This window comes from Acinetobacter bereziniae LMG 1003 = CIP 70.12 (assembly GCF_000368925.1).
Taxonomy (GTDB): Bacteria; Pseudomonadota; Gammaproteobacteria; order Pseudomonadales; family Moraxellaceae; genus Acinetobacter; species Acinetobacter bereziniae.
Genome location: NZ_KB849755.1, coordinates 544,464 through 569,112, shown reverse-complemented (window position 1 = coordinate 569,112; position 24,649 = coordinate 544,464). Strand labels below are relative to the sequence as shown.

At 38.2% G+C, this 24,649-nt stretch carries 20 protein-coding genes; 14 read left to right on the top strand and 6 right to left on the bottom strand.

The features are described 5' to 3' along the window. Position 1 precedes the first annotated feature (1 nt). Positions 2-1,000, top strand: a complete 999-nt coding sequence (locus F938_RS04535; RefSeq protein WP_005029799.1) for a 3-hydroxybutyryl-CoA dehydrogenase — start codon at positions 2-4, stop codon at positions 998-1,000. A gap of 49 nt (positions 1,001-1,049) precedes the next feature. On the opposite strand, the gene F938_RS04530 is transcribed toward F938_RS04535, so the two are convergent. Beyond that, a complete protein-coding gene (locus F938_RS04530) occupies positions 1,050-1,517 on the bottom strand; it encodes a MarR family winged helix-turn-helix transcriptional regulator (protein ID WP_004831289.1) in 468 nt (155 codons plus the stop codon). A gap of 149 nt (positions 1,518-1,666) precedes the next feature. Here F938_RS04530 and F938_RS04525 point away from each other — a divergent pair, with 149 nt between their 5' ends. The 8 genes from F938_RS04525 (at position 1,667) to F938_RS04490 (ending at position 9,111) form a co-directional block, all read left to right on the top strand. Beyond that, positions 1,667-2,779, top strand: a complete 1,113-nt coding sequence (locus F938_RS04525; protein WP_005029796.1) for an amidase — start codon at positions 1,667-1,669, stop codon at positions 2,777-2,779. Positions 2,780-2,797: 18 nt separating this feature from the next. Continuing rightward, positions 2,798-3,964 carry an acyl-CoA dehydrogenase family protein gene (locus F938_RS04520; RefSeq protein WP_005029794.1) on the top strand — a complete coding sequence of 389 codons (1,167 nt, stop codon included), beginning with the start codon at positions 2,798-2,800 and terminating at the stop codon, positions 3,962-3,964. A gap of 43 nt (positions 3,965-4,007) precedes the next feature. Next, positions 4,008-4,535, top strand: coding sequence for a nuclear transport factor 2 family protein (locus tag F938_RS04515; protein WP_005029792.1), 528 nt, complete (start codon positions 4,008-4,010; stop codon positions 4,533-4,535). Between the two features lie 30 nt (positions 4,536-4,565). Continuing rightward, positions 4,566-5,843: an aromatic ring-hydroxylating oxygenase subunit alpha gene (locus tag F938_RS04510; protein ID WP_005029790.1), complete on the top strand. Its 1,278-nt coding sequence runs from the start codon at positions 4,566-4,568 to the stop codon at positions 5,841-5,843. A gap of 10 nt (positions 5,844-5,853) precedes the next feature. After that, positions 5,854-6,339, top strand: a complete 486-nt coding sequence (locus F938_RS04505; protein ID WP_004831284.1) for an aromatic-ring-hydroxylating dioxygenase subunit beta — start codon at positions 5,854-5,856, stop codon at positions 6,337-6,339. A 10-nt stretch (positions 6,340-6,349) separates the two neighbouring features. Then, positions 6,350-7,087, top strand: a complete 738-nt coding sequence (locus F938_RS04500) for an SDR family NAD(P)-dependent oxidoreductase (protein WP_005029788.1) — start codon at positions 6,350-6,352, stop codon at positions 7,085-7,087. A gap of 34 nt (positions 7,088-7,121) precedes the next feature. After that, a complete protein-coding gene (locus F938_RS04495) occupies positions 7,122-8,075 on the top strand; it encodes a PDR/VanB family oxidoreductase (RefSeq protein WP_005029786.1) in 954 nt (317 codons plus the stop codon). Positions 8,076-8,145: 70 nt separating this feature from the next. Further along, positions 8,146-9,111: a p-hydroxyphenylacetate 3-hydroxylase reductase component gene (locus tag F938_RS04490; protein WP_171067095.1), complete on the top strand. Its 966-nt coding sequence runs from the start codon at positions 8,146-8,148 to the stop codon at positions 9,109-9,111. A gap of 163 nt (positions 9,112-9,274) precedes the next feature. Here the strand turns inward: F938_RS04490 and F938_RS04485 are convergent, their stop codons facing one another. Then, a complete protein-coding gene (locus tag F938_RS04485) occupies positions 9,275-11,746 on the bottom strand; it encodes a penicillin acylase family protein (protein WP_005029782.1) in 2,472 nt (823 codons plus the stop codon). A gap of 577 nt (positions 11,747-12,323) precedes the next feature. Between F938_RS04485 and catM the strand changes: the two genes are divergently transcribed. The 3 genes from catM to F938_RS04470 all read left to right on the top strand — a co-directional run bounded on the left by catM (position 12,324) and on the right by F938_RS04470 (position 16,382). After that, on the top strand, positions 12,324-13,241 hold the full coding sequence (gene catM / locus F938_RS04480; RefSeq protein ID WP_005029779.1) for a cis,cis-muconate-binding transcription regulator CatM: 918 nt from the start codon (positions 12,324-12,326) through the stop codon (positions 13,239-13,241). A 301-nt stretch (positions 13,242-13,542) separates the two neighbouring features. After that, positions 13,543-14,808 carry an OprD family outer membrane porin gene (locus F938_RS04475; RefSeq protein WP_005029778.1) on the top strand — a complete coding sequence of 422 codons (1,266 nt, stop codon included), beginning with the start codon at positions 13,543-13,545 and terminating at the stop codon, positions 14,806-14,808. A gap of 749 nt (positions 14,809-15,557) precedes the next feature. Continuing rightward, positions 15,558-16,382 (top strand): class I SAM-dependent methyltransferase, encoded by an 825-nt coding sequence (locus F938_RS04470; protein ID WP_005029776.1) that lies wholly within the window; start codon positions 15,558-15,560, stop codon positions 16,380-16,382. Positions 16,383-16,409: 27 nt separating this feature from the next. Here F938_RS04470 and F938_RS04465 read toward each other — a convergent pair whose 3' ends face one another. From F938_RS04465 to F938_RS04455, 3 genes are all read right to left on the bottom strand, one after another. Further along, positions 16,410-17,783, bottom strand: coding sequence for an ATP-binding protein (locus tag F938_RS04465; protein ID WP_005029774.1), 1,374 nt, complete (start codon positions 17,781-17,783; stop codon positions 16,410-16,412). Beyond that, positions 17,780-18,451: a response regulator gene (locus F938_RS04460; RefSeq protein WP_004831272.1), complete on the bottom strand. Its 672-nt coding sequence runs from the start codon at positions 18,449-18,451 to the stop codon at positions 17,780-17,782. The genes F938_RS04465 and F938_RS04460 overlap by 4 nt, the downstream gene beginning before the upstream one ends. 367 nt (positions 18,452-18,818) lie before the next feature. Next, positions 18,819-21,047, bottom strand: a complete 2,229-nt coding sequence (locus F938_RS04455) for a phosphocholine-specific phospholipase C (RefSeq protein ID WP_005029772.1) — start codon at positions 21,045-21,047, stop codon at positions 18,819-18,821. A 738-nt stretch (positions 21,048-21,785) separates the two neighbouring features. Between F938_RS04455 and F938_RS04450 the strand changes: the two genes are divergently transcribed. After that, positions 21,786-22,991 carry an alpha/beta hydrolase family protein gene (locus F938_RS04450; protein ID WP_227567115.1) on the top strand — a complete coding sequence of 402 codons (1,206 nt, stop codon included), beginning with the start codon at positions 21,786-21,788 and terminating at the stop codon, positions 22,989-22,991. Between the two features lie 256 nt (positions 22,992-23,247). On the opposite strand, the gene F938_RS04445 is transcribed toward F938_RS04450, so the two are convergent. After that, positions 23,248-24,069, bottom strand: a complete 822-nt coding sequence (locus tag F938_RS04445; RefSeq protein ID WP_005029768.1) for an IclR family transcriptional regulator — start codon at positions 24,067-24,069, stop codon at positions 23,248-23,250. 258 nt (positions 24,070-24,327) lie between these two features. Here F938_RS04445 and F938_RS04440 point away from each other — a divergent pair, with 258 nt between their 5' ends. Continuing rightward, positions 24,328-24,633 carry a non-heme iron oxygenase ferredoxin subunit gene (locus F938_RS04440; protein ID WP_005029766.1) on the top strand — a complete coding sequence of 102 codons (306 nt, stop codon included), beginning with the start codon at positions 24,328-24,330 and terminating at the stop codon, positions 24,631-24,633. The last annotated feature ends 16 nt before the right edge of the window (positions 24,634-24,649 follow it).

The window sequence follows — 24,649 nt, the reverse complement described above, 5'->3', positions numbered from 1 at the left end:
AATGAGGAAAATTTCAAAGATTGCAATATTGGGTGCGGGTCGAATGGGAAAAGCAATGGCGATTGCTTTTGCCTACGCAGGGCTTAAGGTCGCGTTAATTGATGCTAGGCAACGAAGTGAAATAGAATTCCAAGATTATCACAATCAAATCCAGAGCGATTTGCAAAAAGAGCTTCGATTGCTTGAAACAATAAAATTTATCAATGCTGAACAGCATATATTCATAGATAAGCAAATTAGTATTTTAAGCCGAGATGCATCAATCGAGATCTTATCCAATTGTGATTTATTACTTGAAGCTATTCCAGAAGTAAAACCACTCAAACAGGAAATTTTTGCTTGGCTAGACCCCTATATTTTAGCCAATTGTATCGTTGCTTCGACAACCTCTACCTTTTTGGTCACGGATATTGCGCAAATGATTTCTCATCCTGAGAGAGTGATCAATGCACACTGGTTGAATCCTGCTTATTTGATTCCCTTGGTGGAATTAAGCCGTTCTGAAGAAACTTCAGATGAGGTGGTGGCTGACTTAAAACACTTTTTGCATGACATCGGCAAGGTTCCTGTTGTATGTAATGCTAAAGCTGGGTATATCGTGCCACGGATTCAAGCATTGGCAATGAATGAGGCAGCAAGAATGGTCGAAGAAGGCGTAGCCTCTGTTGAAGATATTGATATTGCTATTCGTACAGGATTTGGTTTGCGCTTTTCTGTTTTGGGATTATTAGAATTCATTGATTGGGGTGGTGGTGATATTTTGTATTATGCCTCACAATATTTGCAGAGGGAGCTAGGAGATCGCTATCAAGCACCTGAAATCATTGCTGACAATATGCGTCAACAACGCAATGGCTTACGTGAAAAACAAGGCTTTTATAATTATGATCAGGTCGATATTGCTGATTACAAACAGCAAGTGTTACATCAATTTGCAGATCGAATCACCAGCCAGCATTTAAAACCACAGTTTAATATCTTACAAAATGATGCCGTTTAAACTTTGCTGCTTAGCTCATCTCGATAGAGATGAGCTTTTACGATCAAATTTAACTCGAAGGCATGAGGTTAAACAGTTTTTTGAGTTGAGCATTTAACTGATGAAGTTCTTCATCTTCAAAGGCATTTAGAATCCCAGACAAAGTCACCTGACTGATCTGATTAATTTGTTCAACCAGTTCTTTACCTTTATCAGTCAGTTTGACCATCGAGATTCGTTCGTCAGCCTCTGATGAAAAAACTTGCACAATATCATCTTCAACTAAACGATAAATCGCTTTGGTTGCCGTGGTTAATTTGAGCGTAGAAAGATTGGCAATCTCTGTAATACTGGCTTGTTCTAAAGCATTAGTACTCAAGATAATTTTACGACGCGTGTTATCTATACCTAATTTTTTAATCGATTTTTCAATAAGCTGGGTATATTTTCCGTTAACTTGCGAGATCCAGAAAAAAGGGTAGCTTTGTAAACTGCTTGGTTCATTGTTAGGTAGAAATTGTTCTAAATGAGTCAGCATAGCCAAGTAATAACTTTATAAAAATGGACATTTCCCATTATACAAAAATTAAATTTATTTTTCTTTGTTGTTTATCAATAAAAATATCTTGACAATTACATTACTTTTTCCGATATTTGTATTAACTATAAAAATACATGGAAAAGTGAATGAATATCGTTGTACAAGAGGTACAAAAAGGCACAGGTGCTTTGAAAGTGATGGTCAAAGATTCCATCGACATTCAAGGTATGAAAACGATGGCAGGTAGCCAAGCGTTAATGAATACACCTGCTGCGACTCAAAATGCAGAAGTTGTGGATCGTATTTTGGCAGCCGACTGTCAAATTACTGCGAAAACCAATTTGCATGAACTTGCCTTTGGCATTACAGGCATTAACCATCATTTTGGTACGGCAATTAATCCTAAATATCCTGAGTTGATCCCTGGTGGTTCCTCAAGTGGCTCTGCGGCAGCCGTAGCAGCAGGTTTGGCTGATTTTACATTAGGTACTGATACAGGCGGTTCAATCCGTATGCCGGCTGCATGCTGTGGTGTATATGGCTTAAAACCAACGTTTGATCGAGTCAGTCGTCAAGGTGTGCATCCAGCTGTAAGTTCTTTGGACTGTGTTGGACCATTTGCAATGTCAGTCAACATGATTGAAACCGCAATGCAGATTATTGATCCAAGCTTTCACCCTTTAACGGACTTAGCGCAGGCACCAAAACTCGCTTGGCTTGATGTCAGTGCTGATGCTGTAGTGATTGAATCCATTCAGAATTATCTTGCCAAGGCTAATTTGACACTGACTAAGGTGAAATCAAAATGGTTTGATCCAGCATTTGAAGCAGGTATGCAGATTATCAATTATGAAAACTGGCAGGCATATGCAGCTTTAACCGAAACAGGACTGGTTGGAGCAGATGTCAACGGTCGATTACTCAAAGCTGCACAAACAACAATGGATCAAGTCCAACAAGCAGAACAAATCAAAGCCAATTTTAAGGCTGAAATTGATGCTTTACTGGCGCAATTCGATGCCTTGATTTTACCAACCTTGCCACAGATTCCACCCAAAGTGAGTGAGGCTGAAAATACAGTGGCGTTTTTGAATTTAACCAGTTTGGTTCGTCCTTTTAATTTGTCAGGACACCCAGCAATTTCAATACCCCTAGAAACAGCATCAGGTTTACCGATCGGTTTACAAATCGTGGCAAAACAAAATGCAGATGAGTATCTCTGTGCAATTGCGAAATACATCGTTCAGGCAGGGCAATAAATTACAAGGAAGCAGGTAATGAATCAGTTAGCGACAAAGGATTTTGTAATGGACACAAAAACAGCAGAATTAGACGCTTTATGTCAGGAAATACGCGAGCGTGCTTGTACAGGTGAGTTTGACAATCAAGCTTATGTTAGTCAGGACATTATCGAGAAACTCAAAAAAATTGGTGTATATCGTGCTTTGGTTCCGAAACGATTTGGTGGCAATGAATGGTCACCAAAACAGTTTTGTGAATTGATTGAGCAACTGTCTAAAGCGGATGGCTCAGTAGGTTGGGTTGCAAGCTTTGGGATGAGCCCTGCATATTTAGGCAGTTTACCTGAAGCAACGCTTGAGCAGTTATACCAAGACAGTCCCGATATCGTTTTTGCAGGAGGTATTTTCCCACCACAACCTGCGGAAATTACTGAAGAAGGTGTTGTGGTCAGTGGGCGTTGGAAATTTTCTAGTGGCTGCATGGGAGCTGATATCGTAGGAGTCGGGATTTCACCGCAAAAAAATAATGAAACTCAAGGTCTGCCACGTATGGCAGTTATGCCTGCTCAACAGGCACAAATTGAAATGACTTGGGATACAGTGGGACTTAAAGGAACAGGTAGTCATGATTTGGTGGTGAAAGATGTTCTGGTCGCAAAAGAATGGACTTTTGTTCGTGGCGAACCATCGAAGTTATCCGAACCATTTTTTAAATATCCCTCACTGTCACTGGCAACACAGGTTTTAACTGTGGTCGGGATTGGTGTAGCGGCAGCAGCACTTGAAGAGTTTCAAAAGTTGGCACCGGGTAAATCTTCAATTACAGGTGGGGCTGAAATTGCCAATCGTCCGGTGACCCAATATGAATTTGCACAGGCTGAAGCGGAGTTTAAAGCAGCACGTGTTTGGTTCTATGACACCATGCAAATCGTTTGGAATGAAGTGCTTGCTGACCGTACACCAACAGCGGAACAAATTAGTGACATGCGATTGTCATGTACCCATGTAGCAAGAGTCTGCGCACAAGTAACACGTAAAATCCAAATGCTGGCAGGTATGACCGCAATCTATACCCACAATCCATTTAGCCGTTTTGTGAATGATACCAATGTGGTGACACAGCATGCCTTTATGGGAGATGCCACATTACAAAATGCGGCATTGGTCAGTTTTGGCATGAAGCCTACACCCGGTTATCTATAGTTTGATAAACAACATTAAAAAATAGTACAGGGATGAAGCAAAGATGAATGATCAAGCCGTTTTACAACATCTTTTACAGCGGTTACAACAACTTGAAGCACAAAATGCGATTCGTAATTGTATCAACCGCTATATGGAAATTTGTGATGGCTTAAATGCCGATACTGATCTAGATGAACTCATGGATTTATTTGATCCAGACAGTATATGGGAAGGGATTGGGGAAAAATATGCCCAATCTTTTGGACGTTATGATTCTTGGCACGCCATTTTTAACATGTTTAAAAGCTATACCCAGAAAGAATCACATTTTGTGATGAATGCGCACTTCGTCAGTTCAGAACAAATTGAAATAAATGATGAACAGGCAAATGCAAGTTGGTTGATGTTGCAAACCTCAACCTTTGCTGATGATCAAAGCCATTTAAATGCCGCAAAACTTACAGTGAAGTTTAAACAGCAAGCCGATGGGCGTTGGAAAATTAAGCATTTCCAGACTGAAAATATTTTTAGTCGCCCCGTATCCCACTGGAACAGTACAGCGAAATTGCCAGTACCGTCTCAGCAATAACCTATGGATAGATTGAAAAGGATAATTGATATGAACAGTATTATTCCAATGCAGAACATTGAAGTTGATTACAGTGATTTGGTTCAAAGTGATCGTGTACATACCTCTTTATATAAAGATGAACATATCTTCGAACAAGAGATGGAAAAAATTTATTACAGCACTTGGGTCTGGGTGGCACATGCCAGTGAAATTCCAGAAGGTGGAAGTTATAAAACGATCAATATAGGTCAACAACCTGTTGTTGTGGTTCGAGATCGTAAGAAGAAAGTTCATGTTTTGTTAAACCGTTGCCGTCATCGTGCAGCAACAGTATGCGAACATAAAAAGGGCAAGACCAATAGTTTTGTCTGTCCTTATCATGGTTGGAGTTATGCGCTTGATGGCTCATTACGCGGTGTACCTTCACCTGAAAGTTATGGAGACTGTCTCGACAAGTCTGAATTTCCGTTGGTGAGCTTACGGGTTGAAGAATACAATGGAATGATTTTTGCCACCTTTAAACAGGATATTGAACCCTTGGAAGATTTCTTGGGAGCTGCTAAAAAATGGATTGATCTGTTTATGAAGCAAGGTGCAGGGTATCCAATCAAAGTATTGGGTGAGCATCGTTTTCGTTTCCCAGGTAACTGGAAAATTCAGTTAGAAAATACCACGGATGCCTATCATTTCCCTTTAGTACATAAGTCTTTCTTAAGCTCAGTTGATGAGAAAACAGAAGAACTGTTCAATTTTGAAAATCAACCCGGTTTTGTCGAAGACTTAGGCAATGGTCACAGTGTCATGGTGATGATTCCTGAACTGGTCGATCTAGATGAAGAGTTAATGGAGCGACCAATCCAAGAGCGCTTTGAGGACTTGGCTCAGGCTTTACGTGATGAAGGTCATGAAGAATTGGAAGTCCGTCGCATCGTACGTGCTGTTGGCGGATCTGGTTTTAACTTGAATTTATTTCCTAACATCGCTTGTTCAATGGCTTTCTTCCGAGTTATGCAACCTATTTCAGCCAAAGAAACCGAAATTCACCACTCCGTCATTACCATGGATGGTGGACCACAAATCGCCAATCAATATCGTTTGCGTCTACATGAACATTTCCAAGGACCATTTGGTTTTGGAACTCCAGACGATTCTGAGGCATGGGAACGTGTACAACATGGTGCAAACGCAGGCAATGATTTATGGATCATGTTAAATCGCGGTCTACCGGGTGAAGTGAAAACTGAAGATGGTTTAAAGAGTGATGTCAGTGCTGAAACAGGCATGCGTGCTGCTTATCAGCAGTGGAAAAAGTTGATGACGGCTTAAGGAGATTGCCATGAAAATTGATTTAGATTTGCTCAATGAAATTACAGCTTTTATTTGGGCTGAGGCAGATATGTTGGACCACTCTGAGCATGATAACTGGTTAGATTTATGGAATGAGAAGGGCGTCTATATTATTCCGATTGATCCCAAACTGACAGATTATGAAAATAATTTGAACTATGCCTATGACGATCATCATATGCGTAAGTTACGTGTGCAACGTTTACAAAATGGTGAGGCAATTTCAACTGCACCAAAAGCCAATACTGTACGTAGTGTCTCACGTGTTCGCATTGTAAAAGATCAAGATGGAGAAATTATTTTACGTTGCGCACAAAACTTACGTGAGTTTCGTAAGGAAAGTCTAAAACATTATACCGCCGATGTGACATTTCATTTGGTTCGTGACTCAGAGCATGGGTTTAAAATCAACAGAAAAATTATTAATTTAGTCAACTCGACCGATACCTTGGCAGGTATCAGTTATATCCTCTAGGAGCAGAAAAATGAAACAGGTTGTTTTAGTGACAGGTGCTGCTTCTGGATTGGGTAATGTCATTGCCGAATATTTTGCTGTTCAAGGACATCAAGTCATTGTTTCAGCAAGTAGCTTAGAAAAGGCAGAGAATGCCAAAGCACGCAGTCAATATGCTGAAAATATGTTTGCCTTAAAACTCGATATTTCAGTAGAGGCTGACTTTCATGCAGCAGTGCAGTGGATTCAAGAGAAATTCTCAAAACTGGATGTATTGATTAACAATGCAACTGTGACCAAGGCAACGCCTGTTTTAGAGATTACTGCTGCGGATTTTGATTGGGTGACACAGGTGAACCAACGTGGCACTTTCCAAGCTTGCCAGATTATTGGCAAATATATGGCTGATCAGGGTTATGGGCGTATCGTGAATATGGCTTCTTTGGCTGGTCAAAATGGTGGAACTGCTACAGGCGCACACTATGCAGCGACCAAAGGCGCAATTGTCACCCTAACTAAAGTTTTTGCTAAGGAATTCGCAGCCAAAGGGGTGACTGTGAATGCGATTGCTCCCGGACCGATGGAGTCACCGATTGTACATAGCGTGGTATCCGACGAAAAAATGACGCAATTTATTGAAAATATCCCTGTTAAGGCATTAGGCAGTATGACGTTTATCGCTGAGACCTGTGCATTACTGGCAAGCCCGAGCGCTGCATTTGTGACTGGTGCAACGTGGGATATTAACGGTGGATTATTTATGCGCTAAGCCTAGCGCTCAGCACATAATAAGGAGATAAATCATGACGATACTCTATAATGTGGTTGTCAGAAACCGTCACGTTGAAGGTGGAAATGTTGCAGTCATGGAGTTTGAGTCTGCAAATTCAACGGCATTACCAAAAATTGAAGCAGGTGCTCATATTGATGTGCATTTGCCGAATGGCATGGTACGTCAGTATTCACTTTGCCAAAATCCAAATGCGATTGGTACCTTTCGATTAGGAATTTTACGTGATCCTGAATCACGTGGTGGGTCAGTATCTGCATTTGATGACTTAAAAGATGGCATGCAGATTCAGGTCAGTGAACCTAAAAATCTATTTCCATTGGTTAAGGCTAAACATTCGGTATTAGTAGGAGGGGGTATTGGAATCACACCCTTGATTACGATGGCTTATCAACTTGCACAAGAAGGCGCTTCCTTTGAGCTGCATTATTGTGGAGCAAGCCCAGAGCAGTGTGCTTTTGTCGATGAAATTAAAAATGGTGTGCTGGCACCGTTTAGCACCTTTCATTTTAAATCGGAAGGTGCCAACCATCGTGAGTTTTTCCAATCCGCCATTCAAGACATCGAAAAGGATAGCCATATTTATACGTGTGGTCCCAATGGCTTTATGGATTGGGTAATTAACTTAGCCCTTAGTCAAAATTTTCCCGAACAGCAAATTCATAAAGAGTATTTTCAGGTTGAGATAGAAACTGGCGGAGATGCTTTTGAAGTCGTGGCTGAACGTAGTGGCAAGATCATTATGGTCAATGCTGAAGAAACGATTTTGCAAGCTTTGGCACGTGAAGGCATAGATATCGAGATGTCATGCGAACAAGGGGTGTGTGGTACCTGTATGTGCGATGTGATTGAAGGCGAACCAGACCATCGTGATGTGTACTTTACAGATGAAGAAAAGTCTAGCAATGAACAAATATTGGTGTGTTGTTCTCGATCTAAGTCAGCACGGTTGGTCCTTGATATTTAATCAGTTGAACTAACCACGATATCGAGATGACAAAGATAGGACATCGAATAGGATAAAAATTCAGGAGAGAATAATGAATTCACGACAATCAATGGATGAAATCGCAATAGATCTGATGCAGTTTAGACGTGCATTAGGAAATTTTGCAACTGGCGTCACCATCGTCACCGCACAAAATGATCAAGGCGAAAAAGTCGGTGTGACTGCAAATAGCTTTAACTCTGTGTCTTTGGACCCGCCTTTGATTTTATGGAGTATTGATAAGAACTCATCTAGTTTTTCTGTATTTGAACAAGCCACTCATTTTGCTGTGAATATTTTATCGGGTTCTCAAATTGAGTTATCCAACAAATTTTCACGCCGTAATATCGACAAATATGAGGGAACAAGCTATCAGACAGGTGCCGGCAAAGCGCCAGTTTTAGATCATTGTTCGGCTGTGTTTGAATGTGAGCGACATGAAATTATTGAAGGTGGAGATCATTGGATCATTATCGGAAAAGTGGTGAAGTTTCATGATCAAGGACGTAGTCCTTTGGTGTACCATCAAGGGGCTTATTCTGGGGTAATTCCACACCCATTGCTTCAGTTGAAAGATACCGTTCAAGCTGAACCAGAGGATTTAGGGCAACTTCATCAAGGGCATTTATACAGTAATGTGTGTTATCTGATGAGTCGGGCGTTTAAATTCTATCAAACCGATTATATTCCTAAACAGCTCGTGACAGGATTTCGTACCAGTGAAGCTCGCTTATTATTGGTATTGGGAAGTGGAACAGCTTCCAATAAAGCGGATTTACCTCGAGATATTGCCATGCCGATGCGTGAGGTTGAACAGGCGGCAACAATTCTTAAAAAAGATGGCTTAATGGTTGAAAGTGATGGTTTTTTCAAATTGACCGAAAAGGGCAAGAAAACAGCACATTATTTATTTGATATTGCAGACAGTCATCAAAATGAGGTTTTTGAAAAATACCCTGAACAAGAAAAGGAAGTATTTATAAAAATCTTAAAGGATATTGCAGGAATTGCATAAGATTAAAAAAGCCAGTAACTGATTAGGTTCAGTTATTGGCTTTTTGTCGTATAGCATTTTTAAATGTTTGATAAATATTTGTTTATATCCGAATACAAGATGAGAAAGATGAGATTTTCAAAATAAAAGTATGCCAAATATACTTGGCATACTTGATTCAAAATTAATAATTTAACGTGATGCTTTGCTGTGTATTTTGATCAATTTGCTTTTGACTGACCGCATCATTTTTACAAGTGTAATTTTCAAACAATGAAAGCTGATCGGCAAAGTGTGGATCAAGTTGACCATTTCGATGAATAAAGCCACTTTGACCTGGGGCAAGAATAGAACACATTGTCACTTGGCTAGGATCTAATACCACACGGAAAGTCGCACTTCCAGTATTGCCATAAGTGTTGAGTTGTTGTTGATTTGCCTGATCAGCCCAAGGAATACCGACAGAATTTTTGTTTGAAAAACCCATAGTCGCGACAGGTATTTTCCAGTCACTCGGTTCTTTCGAGTTATATTGGCTAGTTAATTCGAGCAATGTTTTTTCAAGTGCGATCAAAACCACATCTTCAGGCAATTGACCATTCAAGAAATCAACGGTTTGAGGAACCGTGGCTTGTTTAGCTTGTAAAGCATTCCAGATGAGTTTCGATGCGCTGGCTGGCTGAGTACTTCTCGGATCATTGTTGACTGGATAAAGTGTATCTGTGTAACGTGTATAAATATTTTCAGATAAATGAGGTTTAAGCACAAGTTCTATCATGTGATTGAGCCATGTTCGCATAATCGCTGGAGCTGCACCCTGATAAAATTTTCCTTCACTGTCTGGGCGTAATTTAAAATCCCAACTTGCTAATAATGGTGCGACTTTTTTGGCTAAAGGCGAAGATTGACGACTTTGAGCCGCTTTGACCATATCAGGAATAAAATAGCGTGCATTCAGGTCTGACCAAGCCCCCAGTTTATTGATGTCCCAAATATCCTGCTGGCTTAATTTTTGTTTGCTCGTCAAAGGCTCTATTAGTTCATTGACTCGATCGACATAGGAAAAGTTGGATGAGTCTGAACGTAAGCCAGCATAAGCCTTATTGTTCCAACTACTGATATAGCCTTTTTCTGGGTTATAAGCTTTGGGATTATGCGAAAAATCATAAAAACCTTGCCATTCCATTGACCCATCACCCTGAGCTGGCAACTGAATATGTTGATTTTCAGGGCGGATCGGTGAACGTCCCAATGCAGCAACACCGATATTATTTTGTGTATCGGCATAAAACCAAGTAATAGATGCTGCAACACGCTTGGCTTGATCAAGAAACTCATTCCAGTTATTTGCTTTAGCTGCATTTGCCCAACCTAATAAGGTTTCAATTTCTAGACCTTCCCAACTCCGTTTTTGAGCATATGCGGTATGGTTTTTTTCATCCCATGTACTGACAAAGCCCTGTTTGCTTTTATAAACATCTAAAACATGGTCTGCTTGATTACGTACTTTAATACTGATTTGACGATGTTCTAAAGGAATATATTGTCCTTGATAGAGATATTGCTTTGAATTATTCGGATTTAATTTGAGTTGATAAATATCGTTAGTATCAAGAGAGCCGACTGTCGAACCCCAAGCAATTTTACCATTGGTACCAAATAAAATTGCAGGTAATCCAACTGGTGTAATCCCTGTCAGATTATAACCAGCACCATGTAATCCGATGGAGTAAGTAATTGCAGGAGTGTACCAGCCTTGCTGTGGACCATTATATAAAACCGTTTGACCTTCAACCGTTTTATCTGCTTTGACAACCCATGCATTACTTGCAGTAGGAACACCATCGACCACACTCTTACCCATTGCGACTCGGGCTTGAGCGAGATATTGCTTAGCGGCTTGATCTGAGATCGGTGAAATATTTTTTACTTGCGCTTTTTGATGCACTGAGATTTGTGCTTTTTGATCACTTTCAATGATCGTTGGGGCGCTTGGGTCATCTAGCCAACGCAATTGCTGATAGAGTTTTAAACCTGTAGCTTGACCTTTTTCTTTCTGAAGTTGTGTCAGTAAATCTAAATTTGAGACCTCTGAACTGGCAGAAAAGAATCGATTCAGAATTAAACCGACCCAAACCATTGCAATATCTTCTGATGCCCATAGCGATGGTTGAAAATCATAATCAATAAACTCTTTTGGCATCAGTTCAGGATTTGCCAATACTTCTTTGATGCGTTTATTGAAACCCGCGGCATAGCCATCAAAAATGGCACGATCTTCAGGGGAAAGTTGCGCAATTTGCCGTTTAATTTCATCTGGGTTAAAGCGGCTATGTGTTGCGATATCATATTGAAGGTATTCTGACCCAAGTACTTCCGCAACAGTGCCTAAGCCCGTGCGTTTAGACATTTCCATCTGAAATAAACGATCTGTTGCTACCGCATAACCATAACCATAAAAAAGCCCATATGTATCATCTGCATAGATATGAGGTGTTCCATAATTATCTCGTTTAATGCTGACTTGCTTTTGTGGTTGATTTGACTCTAGATGTGAAGAGGAACTACAGCCTGTTAGAAAGAAACAACTTAAAGCACTTGCTTTGAGCAAATGGACTAAACGGAGTGGCTGAGGGTTATATATGCTTAGTTTCAATTGAAATATCCTTTTCATTATTATGAGAAAACAATACTTTCAGTGGCATCGGTCTAAAAATAGTGAGCTTAAAGACGTACGGGCTTGCATTGTTGATAAAATTATTGTTATTTTTATATGTAATTTTCTAGTATTTGTAAGGTATATCTTTATACTTTTTCCAAAATGCATTGTTAAAAGTCTATTTTAAAATGATGAATATTTATTAAGAATATGATTTATATATTTATTTTATATGATCTTGAATTGGTTATTTTACTTTAATCAAATGTTTATAAATCAGACTCTCAAATATTTTTTATTCATTGGAGACTAGAAAAAGATCAAATTTATAGATCTGTATTTTAAAGCAGTTGTTTTTAAATATTAAAGATGGAGAGTTCTATAAGTTAAGCGAGTTTTGAGTGGGATTGTTCAAAGTTTTGGTGTGATTAAAGTTGAGATGTTGTGACTTTATTAATGTTCCATGAAGGATGATAGGATCATGCTTAAACACCAAGCTGATTACTCAATATATTTTATATTTGTGACTGTTGGGTTTGTATCTTATGGAAATTCAACAAAGTAGGGCAATTAAATGGAATTAAGACATCTTCGTTATTTTGTCACGGTCGTTGAAGAGCAGAGCATTACCAAAGCTGCCGAAAAGTTATGTATAGCTCAGCCACCCTTAAGTAGACAAATTCAGAAGTTAGAAGAAGAACTGGGTATTTTGTTATTTGAACGGGGTTCTCGACCTGTAAGAACAACAGATGCAGGACAATTTTTTTATCAACATGCTGTGCAAATTCTTACACATACTGCACAAGCAACATCTATGGCAAAGCGTATCAGTTCAATCAATATGATTATACGGATCGGCTATGTCAGTTCTTTACTGTATGCTTTGTTGCCGCAAATTATTTACTTATTTCGTCAAAATAATCCTGATATTCAGGTTGAGTTGCTCGAATACGGAACCAAAGATCAAATTGAAGTTTTAAAGCTTGGAAAAATTGATTTGGGTTTTGGACGTTTGAGAATCAGTGATCCTGCAATCAAACGAATTTTACTGCGCAAAGAAAAATTAAAGTTAGCAATTCATAAAAATCATTATTTGACTGAATATGTTCATAAAGGGATTTATTTATCTCAAATTATTGATGAATCGATATTTTCTTACCCGGCAACACAAAAACCTAATTTTTCTACGTTGATTCAATCTATTTTCACTGAATTAGGTTTGGTGCCAAAAAACATGATAGAAGTTCGTGAAATCCATATGGCATTAGGTTTGGTTTCATCGGGTGAAGGGGTGTGTATTATTCCTGAAAGTGCCAGTGATATTGGAATGAAAAATCTAGTTTATGTCCCAATATTGGATATGGAAGCATATAGTCCGATTTCTTTAGCGGTAAGAAATATGGATCAAAGTCCTTATTTATCCAAAGTGTTAGAGTGCGTTAAACAGGTATTTGAAGAAGAAGGAATTCCATTGCAATTCGAAGGGTACTAGGGCAAATACAGCGTATTGGAGCTTTGTAGTATTTTAGCTTTAATCGCTGAGTGATGTATGTTGTGTCTGTCAAAATGGATGATGAGACGGGGATTTAGCAAAAGGTATGACAATATACTTTTAATGATATGGAAAATTACATTAATAATTCCAATACTTAAGCTTAAGCCAAAACACTTAAAGATTATATAGCACTGATTTTTATTTAATTTCTTAAAGTGAACTGGATTGAGATAACAACGGGGTAAAGGTCCCATCGTTGCAATAAACAAAAACTTAAGCTTTCAGGAAAGGATTTCCTATGTTGAGATTAAATGTATTTTATAAAGTGCAAAAAATCGCACTTTATACCGCTTTAGCATACTTAAATGTTCATGCTGCTCATGCAGACTTTTTAGAAAATAGTGAAAAAAGTATTTATTTACGTAATTTCTATATGGAACGGGACATCGAAGGTACAAATAAAGATATTGGGAGTTGGTCACAAGCTGTGATGGGACGTTTTGAGTCTGGCTATACAAATACACCCGTACAGTTTGGATTAGATTTAGGTGTGCAGTATGCATTGCGTCTGAGTGATCGTTATGACGAACGATCAGATACCATTTTTAAATATGATCAATCTGAAGGGCGTCAGGCACGAGATTATTTAAAACTGGGTGCGACTTTAAAATTAAAATATCAGGATACCGAACTCAAAATTGGTGAACTTTTTCCAAAAACGCCCGTATTATTCATGGATGACTCTCGCCAACTGATCACAACTTTTGCCGGTGTAATGTTGGAAAGTAAAGACATTGAAAATTTAAAGTTATCTGCTGGTAGATTTACACATGTCAATGCACGTGATGATGATGAGTTTAGGAAATTTACTTTAGGTGCATCGACAGATCCTCGTAAACGCAGTGATGGATTAAATTTCATTGGTTTGGACTATAAGCTGACACCGCATTGGAATGGTGCTTATTGGTTTGGACAACTTGAAGATATTTATCAACAACACTATGTCAGTGCAGCATATTCAAATCAAATAGGCGCAACAAAATTTAAAGTAGAAACTCGCTATTTCAATTACAAAGAGGATGGTGATGCTTATTTTGGAAAGATTGATGCTCAATCCACGAGTTTGCAAAGTACCATGCAAAATGGTGCAAATACATTGTCTTTAGGTATACAGAAAAATTCAGGAGAAGATAATATTCCTTTGTTAAATGGCTTTGTTCCACAAGGCTATTTACAAACGTGGTCATCGGTTGCTTTCTATAAAGCCAAAGAATTCACTTGGCATGCTTTATATAGTTATGATTTTAAAGACAACGGAATTCCAGGTTTGAAACTGACATTACGTTATTTAAATGGAAGTGGTATTTATCGGGCAGGATTAAAGGACAATAAAGAAACTGAAAAAAATCTGATTGTTAGTTACATCGTTCCACAAGGAAAATTTAAAGGTCTAGGTGCTGAGTGGCGGCATATTCGTGCTGATATTAAATATGGAGCAGGAAATACTCCAGGCGCAGATTTTGTAGAAAACCGTATTTTAGGAACATATACATTCAAATTTTGATTGGATGGAAAACTCAATATTTTTTTATTGGGCTTCGTAACAATCAAAAACTATCATTGATTGAATATGGATAAAATTATTATCCATATTCAATTTTTGCCATGAAAAGATCAGCATTTTTTCTTCCTTTAAATGAATAAGCCCATTAATTTTTCTAAATTTAATAACTGATGTTACGCACTTGATTGAAATTAAGTAGGTGAAAAAGAAAAAGCTAAATTTACACGACGGAGACTTACATCCAAAGTTTAAATTTATGGAATAGCCTTCGGCTCGAGGTACTTTTGTTTTGGCATGAGGAGCAAAGCTCCGCAAGGGCAACCATCTTGCGCAGCGACATCGCTGCTCACCGCAAAACTCGTTCACTATCGTCAAAATATTCAAAGTTTCGCAGAAAATTTACTTATTAGAAGGAGTCCTGCCTCAAGCAATTGCGGATGACGTTTTCGCGTATCCATATTCTTCTAGCTCCAAAATTTAATTTTAGAGTTACTGCGTAACATCAGTTAATAAAAGAAATACGTCAAGAAAATGTGTAGATTCCTCATTTAAAAAAACGATCAAATGATAATGATATTTATTTGCATTTATGTTGCATTAGGCTTAGCATGATGTCTAGCTTTTCATAATGTTGATCAATGAACTAAAACAGTGTGTCGGGGATAAGACTGGTTTTTATGAAATTTTCCCTTTTGAACGTGAGCATCAATCAGTTCAAAAAAGATATTTATTTTTAAAAGGAAAGTACAATGAATAAGATTGCCTTGAATTTACAGGATGAAATTGCTGATACTTTATTGATTACATTGTATGCAAAGTCCGTAGAAACACGAAAACAAGATCCTCTGATCAACGATCAAACGGCTTGTGAATTGGTCGAAAAAATTGATTATGATTTTTCAAAATACAAAAATAAAACCGCAAGTTCAGTTGGGGTTGCAATTCGCTCTAATCATTTTGATCAGAAAGTGAAGCAATTTATTCAATGTCATCAAAACCCAATAGTTGTTTTTGTTGGGTGCGGATTAGACACGCGTCTTCAACGTATTGGTGAAAGTGCTCAGCAAGCACAATTTTATCAACTCGATCTCGATGAAGTGATAGAACAACGAAAGAAACTGTTATCACCACAAGAAAATGAACATTTAATTGCCAGTTCCATGCTCACGACAACATGGATGGATCAATTGAAACAAGATCACCCTCAAGGGGACTTTATGTTCGTCATAGAAGGGGTGTTAATGTATTTTAATGAAGCACAAAATAAACAAGTTCTTATCGGTTTGGCAGAGCGTTTTTCAGGGGCAGAAGTACATTTTGATATGCTGAATCAATGGATGAGCACCAAATCATCATTACATGACACTGTGAGTAAAACCAAAGCAACTTTTAAGTTTGGTCTAGATGACGACAAAGCGATTGAAGCTTGGCATCCTAAACTCAAATATGAGCAGACTTATTTATTTAATCAGTTTAAAGGTTGGCGTCGAATGGGCATTATTTTAACTACTTTAATGTCAATTATTCCGCAAATGAAAACATCTTCACGGACTTTAATGTATCGAATTAAATGACGCTTTTAAAAATGCCAAGAGTTTATTTTAGAGCCTTTTATCGAGATAGATGGTGACTTTTAAACCTTGTGGTTGGTTGTGACTAAATTGAATGGAGTAACCGTACCGTTCAAGGATCAATTTAACTAAAGATAAGCCCAATCCATGCCCATTATTTTGCGACGATTTACGCCAAAATCTTTGTGTTAATAAAGTTAGTTCATTGTCAGCGAGTCCGATACCATGATCAACGATCATCAATTTACCTTTTATTAATTGAATTTCAATTGTTTGCTGAGAATTTGAATGAATATATGCATTTTCAATCAAATTTTTTAAGATGATATTCAACTCAGTTTCAGGAATTTGAATAGTTTGCTCAACCGCTATAGTCAGGTTTAAATTGCTTCTGATTTCAGGGTAGTTCGACTCAAGTTCAAGCATAACTTGCTTTAAACTTTGACCAATATCTGTAGAGACAGGCTGAAATGGTTGTAAAGTCATAGCCTCCATCTGACTGAGCAATAACAGTTGTTTTAATAGTTGTTCATAGCGATTAATACTATGTTCTGCTTGTTCAAGGTTTTTAAATGCCGCGTGATCTGTCATTTGAGACTGAGCTAACATGAGTTTACTCAGTTGAACGTGTGTTTTGATTGCGGTCAATGGACTACGCAACTCATGTGCAGCGAATGCGGTAAAACTCTTTTCATTTTCAAGACTTTTATGAAGTTGTTGAATTAGATCAAATAAATTGTCCACAAATGGCTGGATTTCTTTGGGAGTATTTTGTGACTTCAATTCAATCAAATAGAGAGCGGATTCCGATAAATTCTGTTTTTTCTTAATCAAGGTATTGGAAATATTTTGTAGCGGACGAAATTCCACTCGCATAATCCATAAAATCAACAGAATACATAAAAAGAGTGTAGCGATCAGTGGGATCAAAACGGATTGTAAAATTTGTTTGAGCAATGAGTGGCGTAGTTGCAGTTTTTCAGCAGTTACCACCTGAATATTGCCTTTTTGAATGACATAACTGCGCCATTCTGTATTCTGATAACGCCATGTACTAAAACCAGTTTTTTGTGTCTGTAGATTTTCTGGCGCACCACGAGTTCGAGCCACGATTTTTTGTTCAACGGCAATATTTGAGCTAAAAACCGAGACCTCACAGGCAATCAGATTTGGATGATTAATATCCTGAGTTTCATGTTGGAGTGCTGAATGAATGTCTTGTAGAGGGAGCTGTTGAACTAAACGGATCACCATATGTGCTGAGGCTGATAAACGTTCATCTAAGGTGTTTTGTAAGCGTTTGGCTAAATCAAAATAAAGCCAACAGAAAACAAATGACCACAGTAATACAAAGATAACAGTAATACTGACCACGAGCCTCCATTTGAGACTGTATCCTTTCACTTGCTTTGCTCCGGATTTTTTAAGATATAGCCGACCCCTCGAACCGTTTGAATAATATTGCTATGAATTTTCTGTCTTAGATGATGGATATGAACTGAGATTGCGTTACTTTCTATAGAGTCTTGAAAGCCATAAATTTTATCAATCAGTTGTTCATTTTTTAAAATTTGATTTGGATAGAGCATAAAGATTTCAAGTAAACTGTATTCACGTCGAGACAAGCTTAATAATTGATTTTGATAAAAAACTTCTTGTGTCTCACAGTTAATTTTGAGCTCACCCATCTGTAATATATTGGAAGAATAGCCAGCATAGCGGCGTGACAATGCCAATATTCGCGCAATAAGCTCATTTAAATCAAAAGGCTTAGTGAGGTAATCATCGGCACCAGCATTTAATGTCTCAATGCATTGTTGAGTTCGATTGCGTGCGGTTAAGACTAGAACAGGGATATGAATTTGATCTTTTCGCCATGATGCAAGTAATTCCAAGCCATCTTGATCTGGAAGCCCCAAATCCAATAAACACAGGTCTACTGAACTTTGACGGATAAAATAATCAGCTTCACGAGCTGTTCGTGCATGTTCAACTGAAATGTTTAAATAATCTAGTGCAGCCAATATGCTTTGGGCAATGTAGGGATCATCTTCAACTAATACGACAAACATGAGATTTCCTCGGTAGATGACTGCATTCTACAAATAAATTCGCTTGTTAATACTTTCTTAATGATTGTTTTTAATTGATCAACAACATTGGTTAAAAATAAGATAAGAATGGTTTAGCTACAAATTAATAATCAATACATTATCGTGACTTGAGGGCTAAATCAAATGACAAACTTGTCGTTGATTTATCCAAGCGTTGAATTGGAATATGGTCTGAATAGACAGAGAATATCTTGACTCAAAAATAATCAAGCGATATGAAAAACTTGAGCCAAGAGCAATAACTTATTTAATAATAAAAAAGCCGTTTATTTGATTAAAATTAAACGGCTTTTTGATGAATCAAATGGGGATCAGCCCTGAGTATTTAGACCATTGCAGGATCACTCACAGAATCTTCACCAGTTTCCACTCGCCCTGCAAAACGGCGATAAAACTTGGCATCTTGACTACAGGTCACAGCAAAATCATACCATTGCCAAGCATCTTTTAATTCCCAGTGTTGAGTTGAAGTTTGACCTGCTTTTACCGTGATTTTTAATGGCGAATCAGTTCGATAAACCACTGGGGTAATCACAAACTCAGTATCTTTAGCACCCGTATTGTTCAGGTCGACATAAACATTGCCATTAGCAATATCATAACAAACACGGATTTCAGGATTGATCTGCAAATCTTGATTTCGATTCAAATCACCTTTGAAATGACGGTGAAAACCATTTGGCCCCATGACCCAAAGATCATAGAGACCTTGATTGTCCTTTTTGACATTCCACACATCATCCAAAGTTTTACCTGCTTCGATGATATAGCGACGTGGAATACGGCTTAGATTTAATTTGTCATACACATGAAAAACTGCACCTTGAGTTCCTGTGTTAGCAAACAAAAGTTTTACTGTTCCATCACTTTGACAACGTGCACTGGTATGTAATTCATAAGGCAAAGCTTTTGAACGACGAATACCACTGGCTTGAATTGGAAGTTGTAAATTGGTGGGGATTGGCACATTGGGTAATTTTTGTTGTGCTGATCGTAATTGATCTGCTTGTTCACGAGTTTGTTTACCATTTAATTCGGGCAATACATCTTCATTGGGTGTTTTAAAGTTAAATGCTGTGGTCAAATCCCCACAGATCGCACGACGGTATGGGCTAATATTGGTTTCTTTGACCCCAAAACGTTTTTCTAAAAACATCAATACCGAAGTATGGTCGAAGACTTGTGAGTTAACAATGCCGCCACGGCTCCACGGAGAAATCACAAACAAAGGTACTCGAGGTCCAGGTCCATAAACGCCATTGTCTTTTTTAGGCTGACCGCTACTACCGAGAGGTGCATCATGGACATAATATTCATACTGCATATCGGTTTGGCTAAGTGTAGATTTACCTGCATAGGTATTATCTGCAAGTAATGCTGGTGCAGATGGCGATGGTACATGGTCAAAATAACCATCATTTTCATCAAAATTAATCAGAAAGACGGTCTTACTCCAAACCTCAGGAACAGCTGTTAACGCATCTAAAATTTCTTGAATAAACCATGAGCCTTGTACCGGGCTTGATGGTCCAGGGTGTTCACAATATATGGAGGGTGCATTGATCCATGAAACTTGGGGTAATTTTCCTGTTTTAATGTCATTTTTAAATGCATCTAAAAACTCTTCAGGTTTATTGCCAGGTAATGTGTTAGCGATCCCTTTATACAGTGGATTTTTCGCATTGTCTGTACTGGCATCATAGGCTTTATATGGTAGTTTCTGTGCTGCGGCATTGTATGGGCTATTGGGTGCACCACCACTCGAAACAGGATAACCAGAATCAATATTGGCTTTTTTAAAGGTACGGAATGCACCTAACATATTATCTCCCCATTCATCTGGCATGTTTTGATAACAAATCCAATTGACCCCAGCCTCTTCTAAGCGTTCAGCATACGTTTTCCACGTATAACCAATATCCACATTTTTTGGATCACCATCAATCCAGTCCCATTCGTTATTGACGAAGGCAGTGCTGGTCGGTACTGCGCCGTTGGTTCCAGTTAAATGAAATGAGCGATTGGCATCTGTACCCGTATGCATGGAGCAATGATAAGCATCGCAAATGGTAAAGGCATTTGCCAAGGCAAACTGATATGGAATTTCTTGTTCTTTAAAATAACCCATCGCATAATCAGTTTTGTAGGTTGGCCAGTTGGACATACGCCCATTGTCCCATGCCTTTTGACTATCCACCCAAGTGTGGTTTGTTCCCGGTGCACGTTGAGCATTATTACTTGAACCATCCAAGTGGAACGGGGTAAGTAGTGCACCATTACTTCGTTGTTGCTGCCAAACGCTACGCCCATTTTGCACAGGTATAGTGATACGGTCTGCAAAGCCCCGAACGCCTTTAAGTGTCCCAAAATAATGGTCAAATGAACGGTTTTCCTGCATCAGGATGACGACATGTTCAACGTCTTGAATAGTTCCGGTTTTATTGTTGGCGGGAATAGCGAGTGCTTTTTGAATACTGGCTGGAAAGGCTGATAAAGTTGCTGCCCCAAAACCTGTTTTAAGGGTGTTTGCTAAAAACTGACGACGATCAATCACAATATTTCTCCTAATTCAATTTTTGTATTTATGACTTATGGTGCACAACGCATAACTGGTTTTTTGGAACCATCAGGTTGAGCCGTAGAGTGATCATCATTGGAATCGTTACAAGCAGTAAGCAGCAGTAGAATGGGAAAAATATAAAAATATGCGCGCCATTGCTTTGAGTTTTTTAACATCTGGTTCATCCATAATTAAAGATGCCCACACCATAAACAGCGCTTGTGACAACAGAGTGTCATCTTTATGACAGCTCATTGACATGATGAAACAGACGAATAAGTCTGAAAAATTGAGTTTACAATATGACGCTAAAATGCTCGAAAAATATAATGAAATGCACATGACTCAATTTAAATGTGGTAGCAGGTGATCTATCGCTATAAGTCTCGCTTTATTTTTTTAATCAATCTCAAGCTATTTTTTTCATTTTCATCAAAATTTGAAACCAGATCAGGATTTTATTCAGTCTTATTTAAACGATAAATTTAGAGGTTTTTGACATTTTTCATGCAGGTGTGGGCAGTTGATTTGAAGATATAGCAATCGATCAATCTTAGTAAAAATCACATAAATAAAAAATTATCTCAAATGATGTCTGAATAAAACGGTTTGAATGTATTGCTTTAGACTGATATAAATTAAATTGTTCGTATATAAAAATTAGTTTTACATACAAAACTAATTTTAGATAAAGCACGATAAACCTCAGCCAGCATACTAGGGAAATATGAGATGAAAAGGAAATATAAACGTGTAGAGAAAATAATGATTTTTCTGAATTATCAAACATTGAAAAGCAAGATGATGGTGATCGGAGGTCTATTGACATCATCATTGCTACTTGGTGCTTGTGTGAATACGGACAGCAGTCAAAATGCGACTACAGGAAAATTAATATCTGTTCAGCAAGATATAGATATTTCTACATTACCAGACGCTGCAAAACGTGTGCAGATTTCATATACAACAAGCTCATTTAATGGCAAAGCGACAACAGTGAATGGTCTCATGACATTGCCGAAAACACCTGTTCCTCAAGGAGGCTATCCCGTGGTGAGTTGGGGCAGTGGCACAACAGGATTTGCTGCGCAATGTATGCCTTCTCAAGCCGTAAATGCAACACGTGATGCATATCTCAATGAATGGTTAAAACGTGGTTATGTCGTCTTGCAAACAGATTATGAAGGTTGGGGTGGTTCTGTAGGGCATCGTCCATTATTGGATGGAAAAAGCAATGCTGCTGCTATGACGGATATAGTGACCGCTGCACATCGGTATTCTAATCAACTCAGCAATGAATGGATTGTCGTAGGACACAGTGAAGGCGGTGGTGCGGCTTTGTGGGTTGCCGGGCTCACTCAACAAGCGGGTGGGAAATATCCCTTGAAAGGTGCGATCGCAATTGCACCTGTAGGACCAGGGATTCTAAAATTCATGGACAATGCTGTGAATGGTGGCGTAGTTCATGCCCAACCATTTTTATCAGTCACAGTGCTTGGTGCAAATATTGTAGATCCAAGTATAGATTTGGATAAGTTGCTGAAAGCACCCATGAAACCACAAGTTGAAGCAGCAAAGACACAATGTCTTGCACCTTTGTTTAAATTAAAACAGTTGCAAGCTGGGCAATATTTAAACGCGGGTGCTGATTATGACAAAGTTACTGATTTTTTGAAAACAGCTCAAGATCCATCACGATTGACCATGAAAGTCCCTGTAACCATTATTCAGGGCACACAGGATGAAACCACAGTCACGCCACCGACAACTAAAGCGATGATTTCGAGTTTTTGCTCTCGTGGCGCAACAGTTGAATATCACGAGTATTCAGGAGAAACACATCGTTCAGTCATTCCTGCATCTCAAGAAGATGCCTTTAGTTTTGCAAAAAAAGTTTTTTCCAATCAGCCAACTAAGAATGTTTGTAAAAGGGATTGAATTTAAATCGTGCTTGGTATGTCGCTATTGGTGATAGGTCATACGAATTCTGTCTGAATGCCAAAACCATTCAATAATAAGATTCTAAGTAAGCATAACAATTGTCATTTTACCATTAGGGCATTCCTATTCTTATCCAATAGAATGCCCAAATCGCATCTAACAATAATGTTCGTTCACACTTTCAGCTCATTTAATCCACACAATGAATTGCACTCCACGACATAAAATGGATGTGGTTGAGTAAAGATAACTGCTATTGCATATAAATGAACTTTGAAATTTTATCTGCATAGTCCACGACATCTTGAGAGATTTCATTTTTAAACACATCTTCTGAATAGGTGCTGAGTGGGCAACTGACTGAAAGCACGGCAGCGATTTCTTGTGTGGCTTGATTATAAATCGGTGCAGCGCTGGCGGCCATATCGGTATTAAAGTGCCCCCAACTAATCATAAAGCTTTGACTGCGAACGTATTTTAAACGCTCTAATAGTGCTGCCAAATTTTGAGGCGTTCGATCAGAATAGACTTTCCAATCGTTAAAATGTTCATAACGTTTGATCACTTCAGACTCAGGCAAACGAGAAAGTAATAATTGTCCAATGACCGTGGCATGCGCATGCCAACGGGTTCCAATATGCACATTACTGGTAAATGAACCGATCGATTGAACATTGCTGGTAAATACAATATCAGTACCTTCTAAAATTGATAGATGTACTGCTATTTTAATTTTATCGCGCAACTCTCGCATAATAGGTGCAGCAATATCGGTGAGTGAGGATTTTGAGAGGCTATTAAAACCCAACTCCATCACATTGCTATTTAAGGCATACGTTTTTTGCGACATTTTTCTTAAATAACCACAAAACTCAAGCGTGTGAATTAAACGAAAAGCACTTGAACGATTGACATCTAATTTCTCTGCAATTTCAGAAATGGTCATTTCCTGATGGTGCTGATCAAATAATTTTAATATGGCTAAGCCACGGACCAAACCGGGTACTAAATAGCGCTCATCGGTATTGGATTCCGCATTTTGCTCTAAAAGAACATCTGTCGTTGTTGAATTCATTGTTAAGTTAACCTGTGTTCATCATGAAATTCCTCTAAAAGGAACTGTTGTATTTTAATCAGCAATTTTTTTATCTCAATGTTTATATATAAAACATTTTTTTCATTAAAAAACTTACAAAAATGTGATTTTTTATTAATGCATTGATAATTAACAAAATATAAAAATTGACAATTAAAATGATCAAAGCTTATGCTATTCATTATGTTTTAAATGCTAAATTAAGTTTTATATATAAAACAATTTAAGGATGCAAAAATGAGTTGGATCTCAGTTTGTCAGCAAGATGACATTACCGAAGATGAGCCTAAAGCCATTGATGTCGACGGTAAAAAAATTGGTGTGTTTTTCATCGATGATCAATATTTTGCAATCGAAAATGTTTGTCCACATGCCTTCGCTTTATTAACAGAAGGTTTTATTGAAGATCAGACTGTGGAATGTCCATTGCATGAGGCGATTTTTGATATACCCACTGGTGAGTTAAAAAGTGGTCCGGGATGTCGTGATTTATGTACTTATCCCGTGCGGATTGAAGGGCAGGATGTCCAAATTCAACTATAAGTTTCATTAAGAAGGA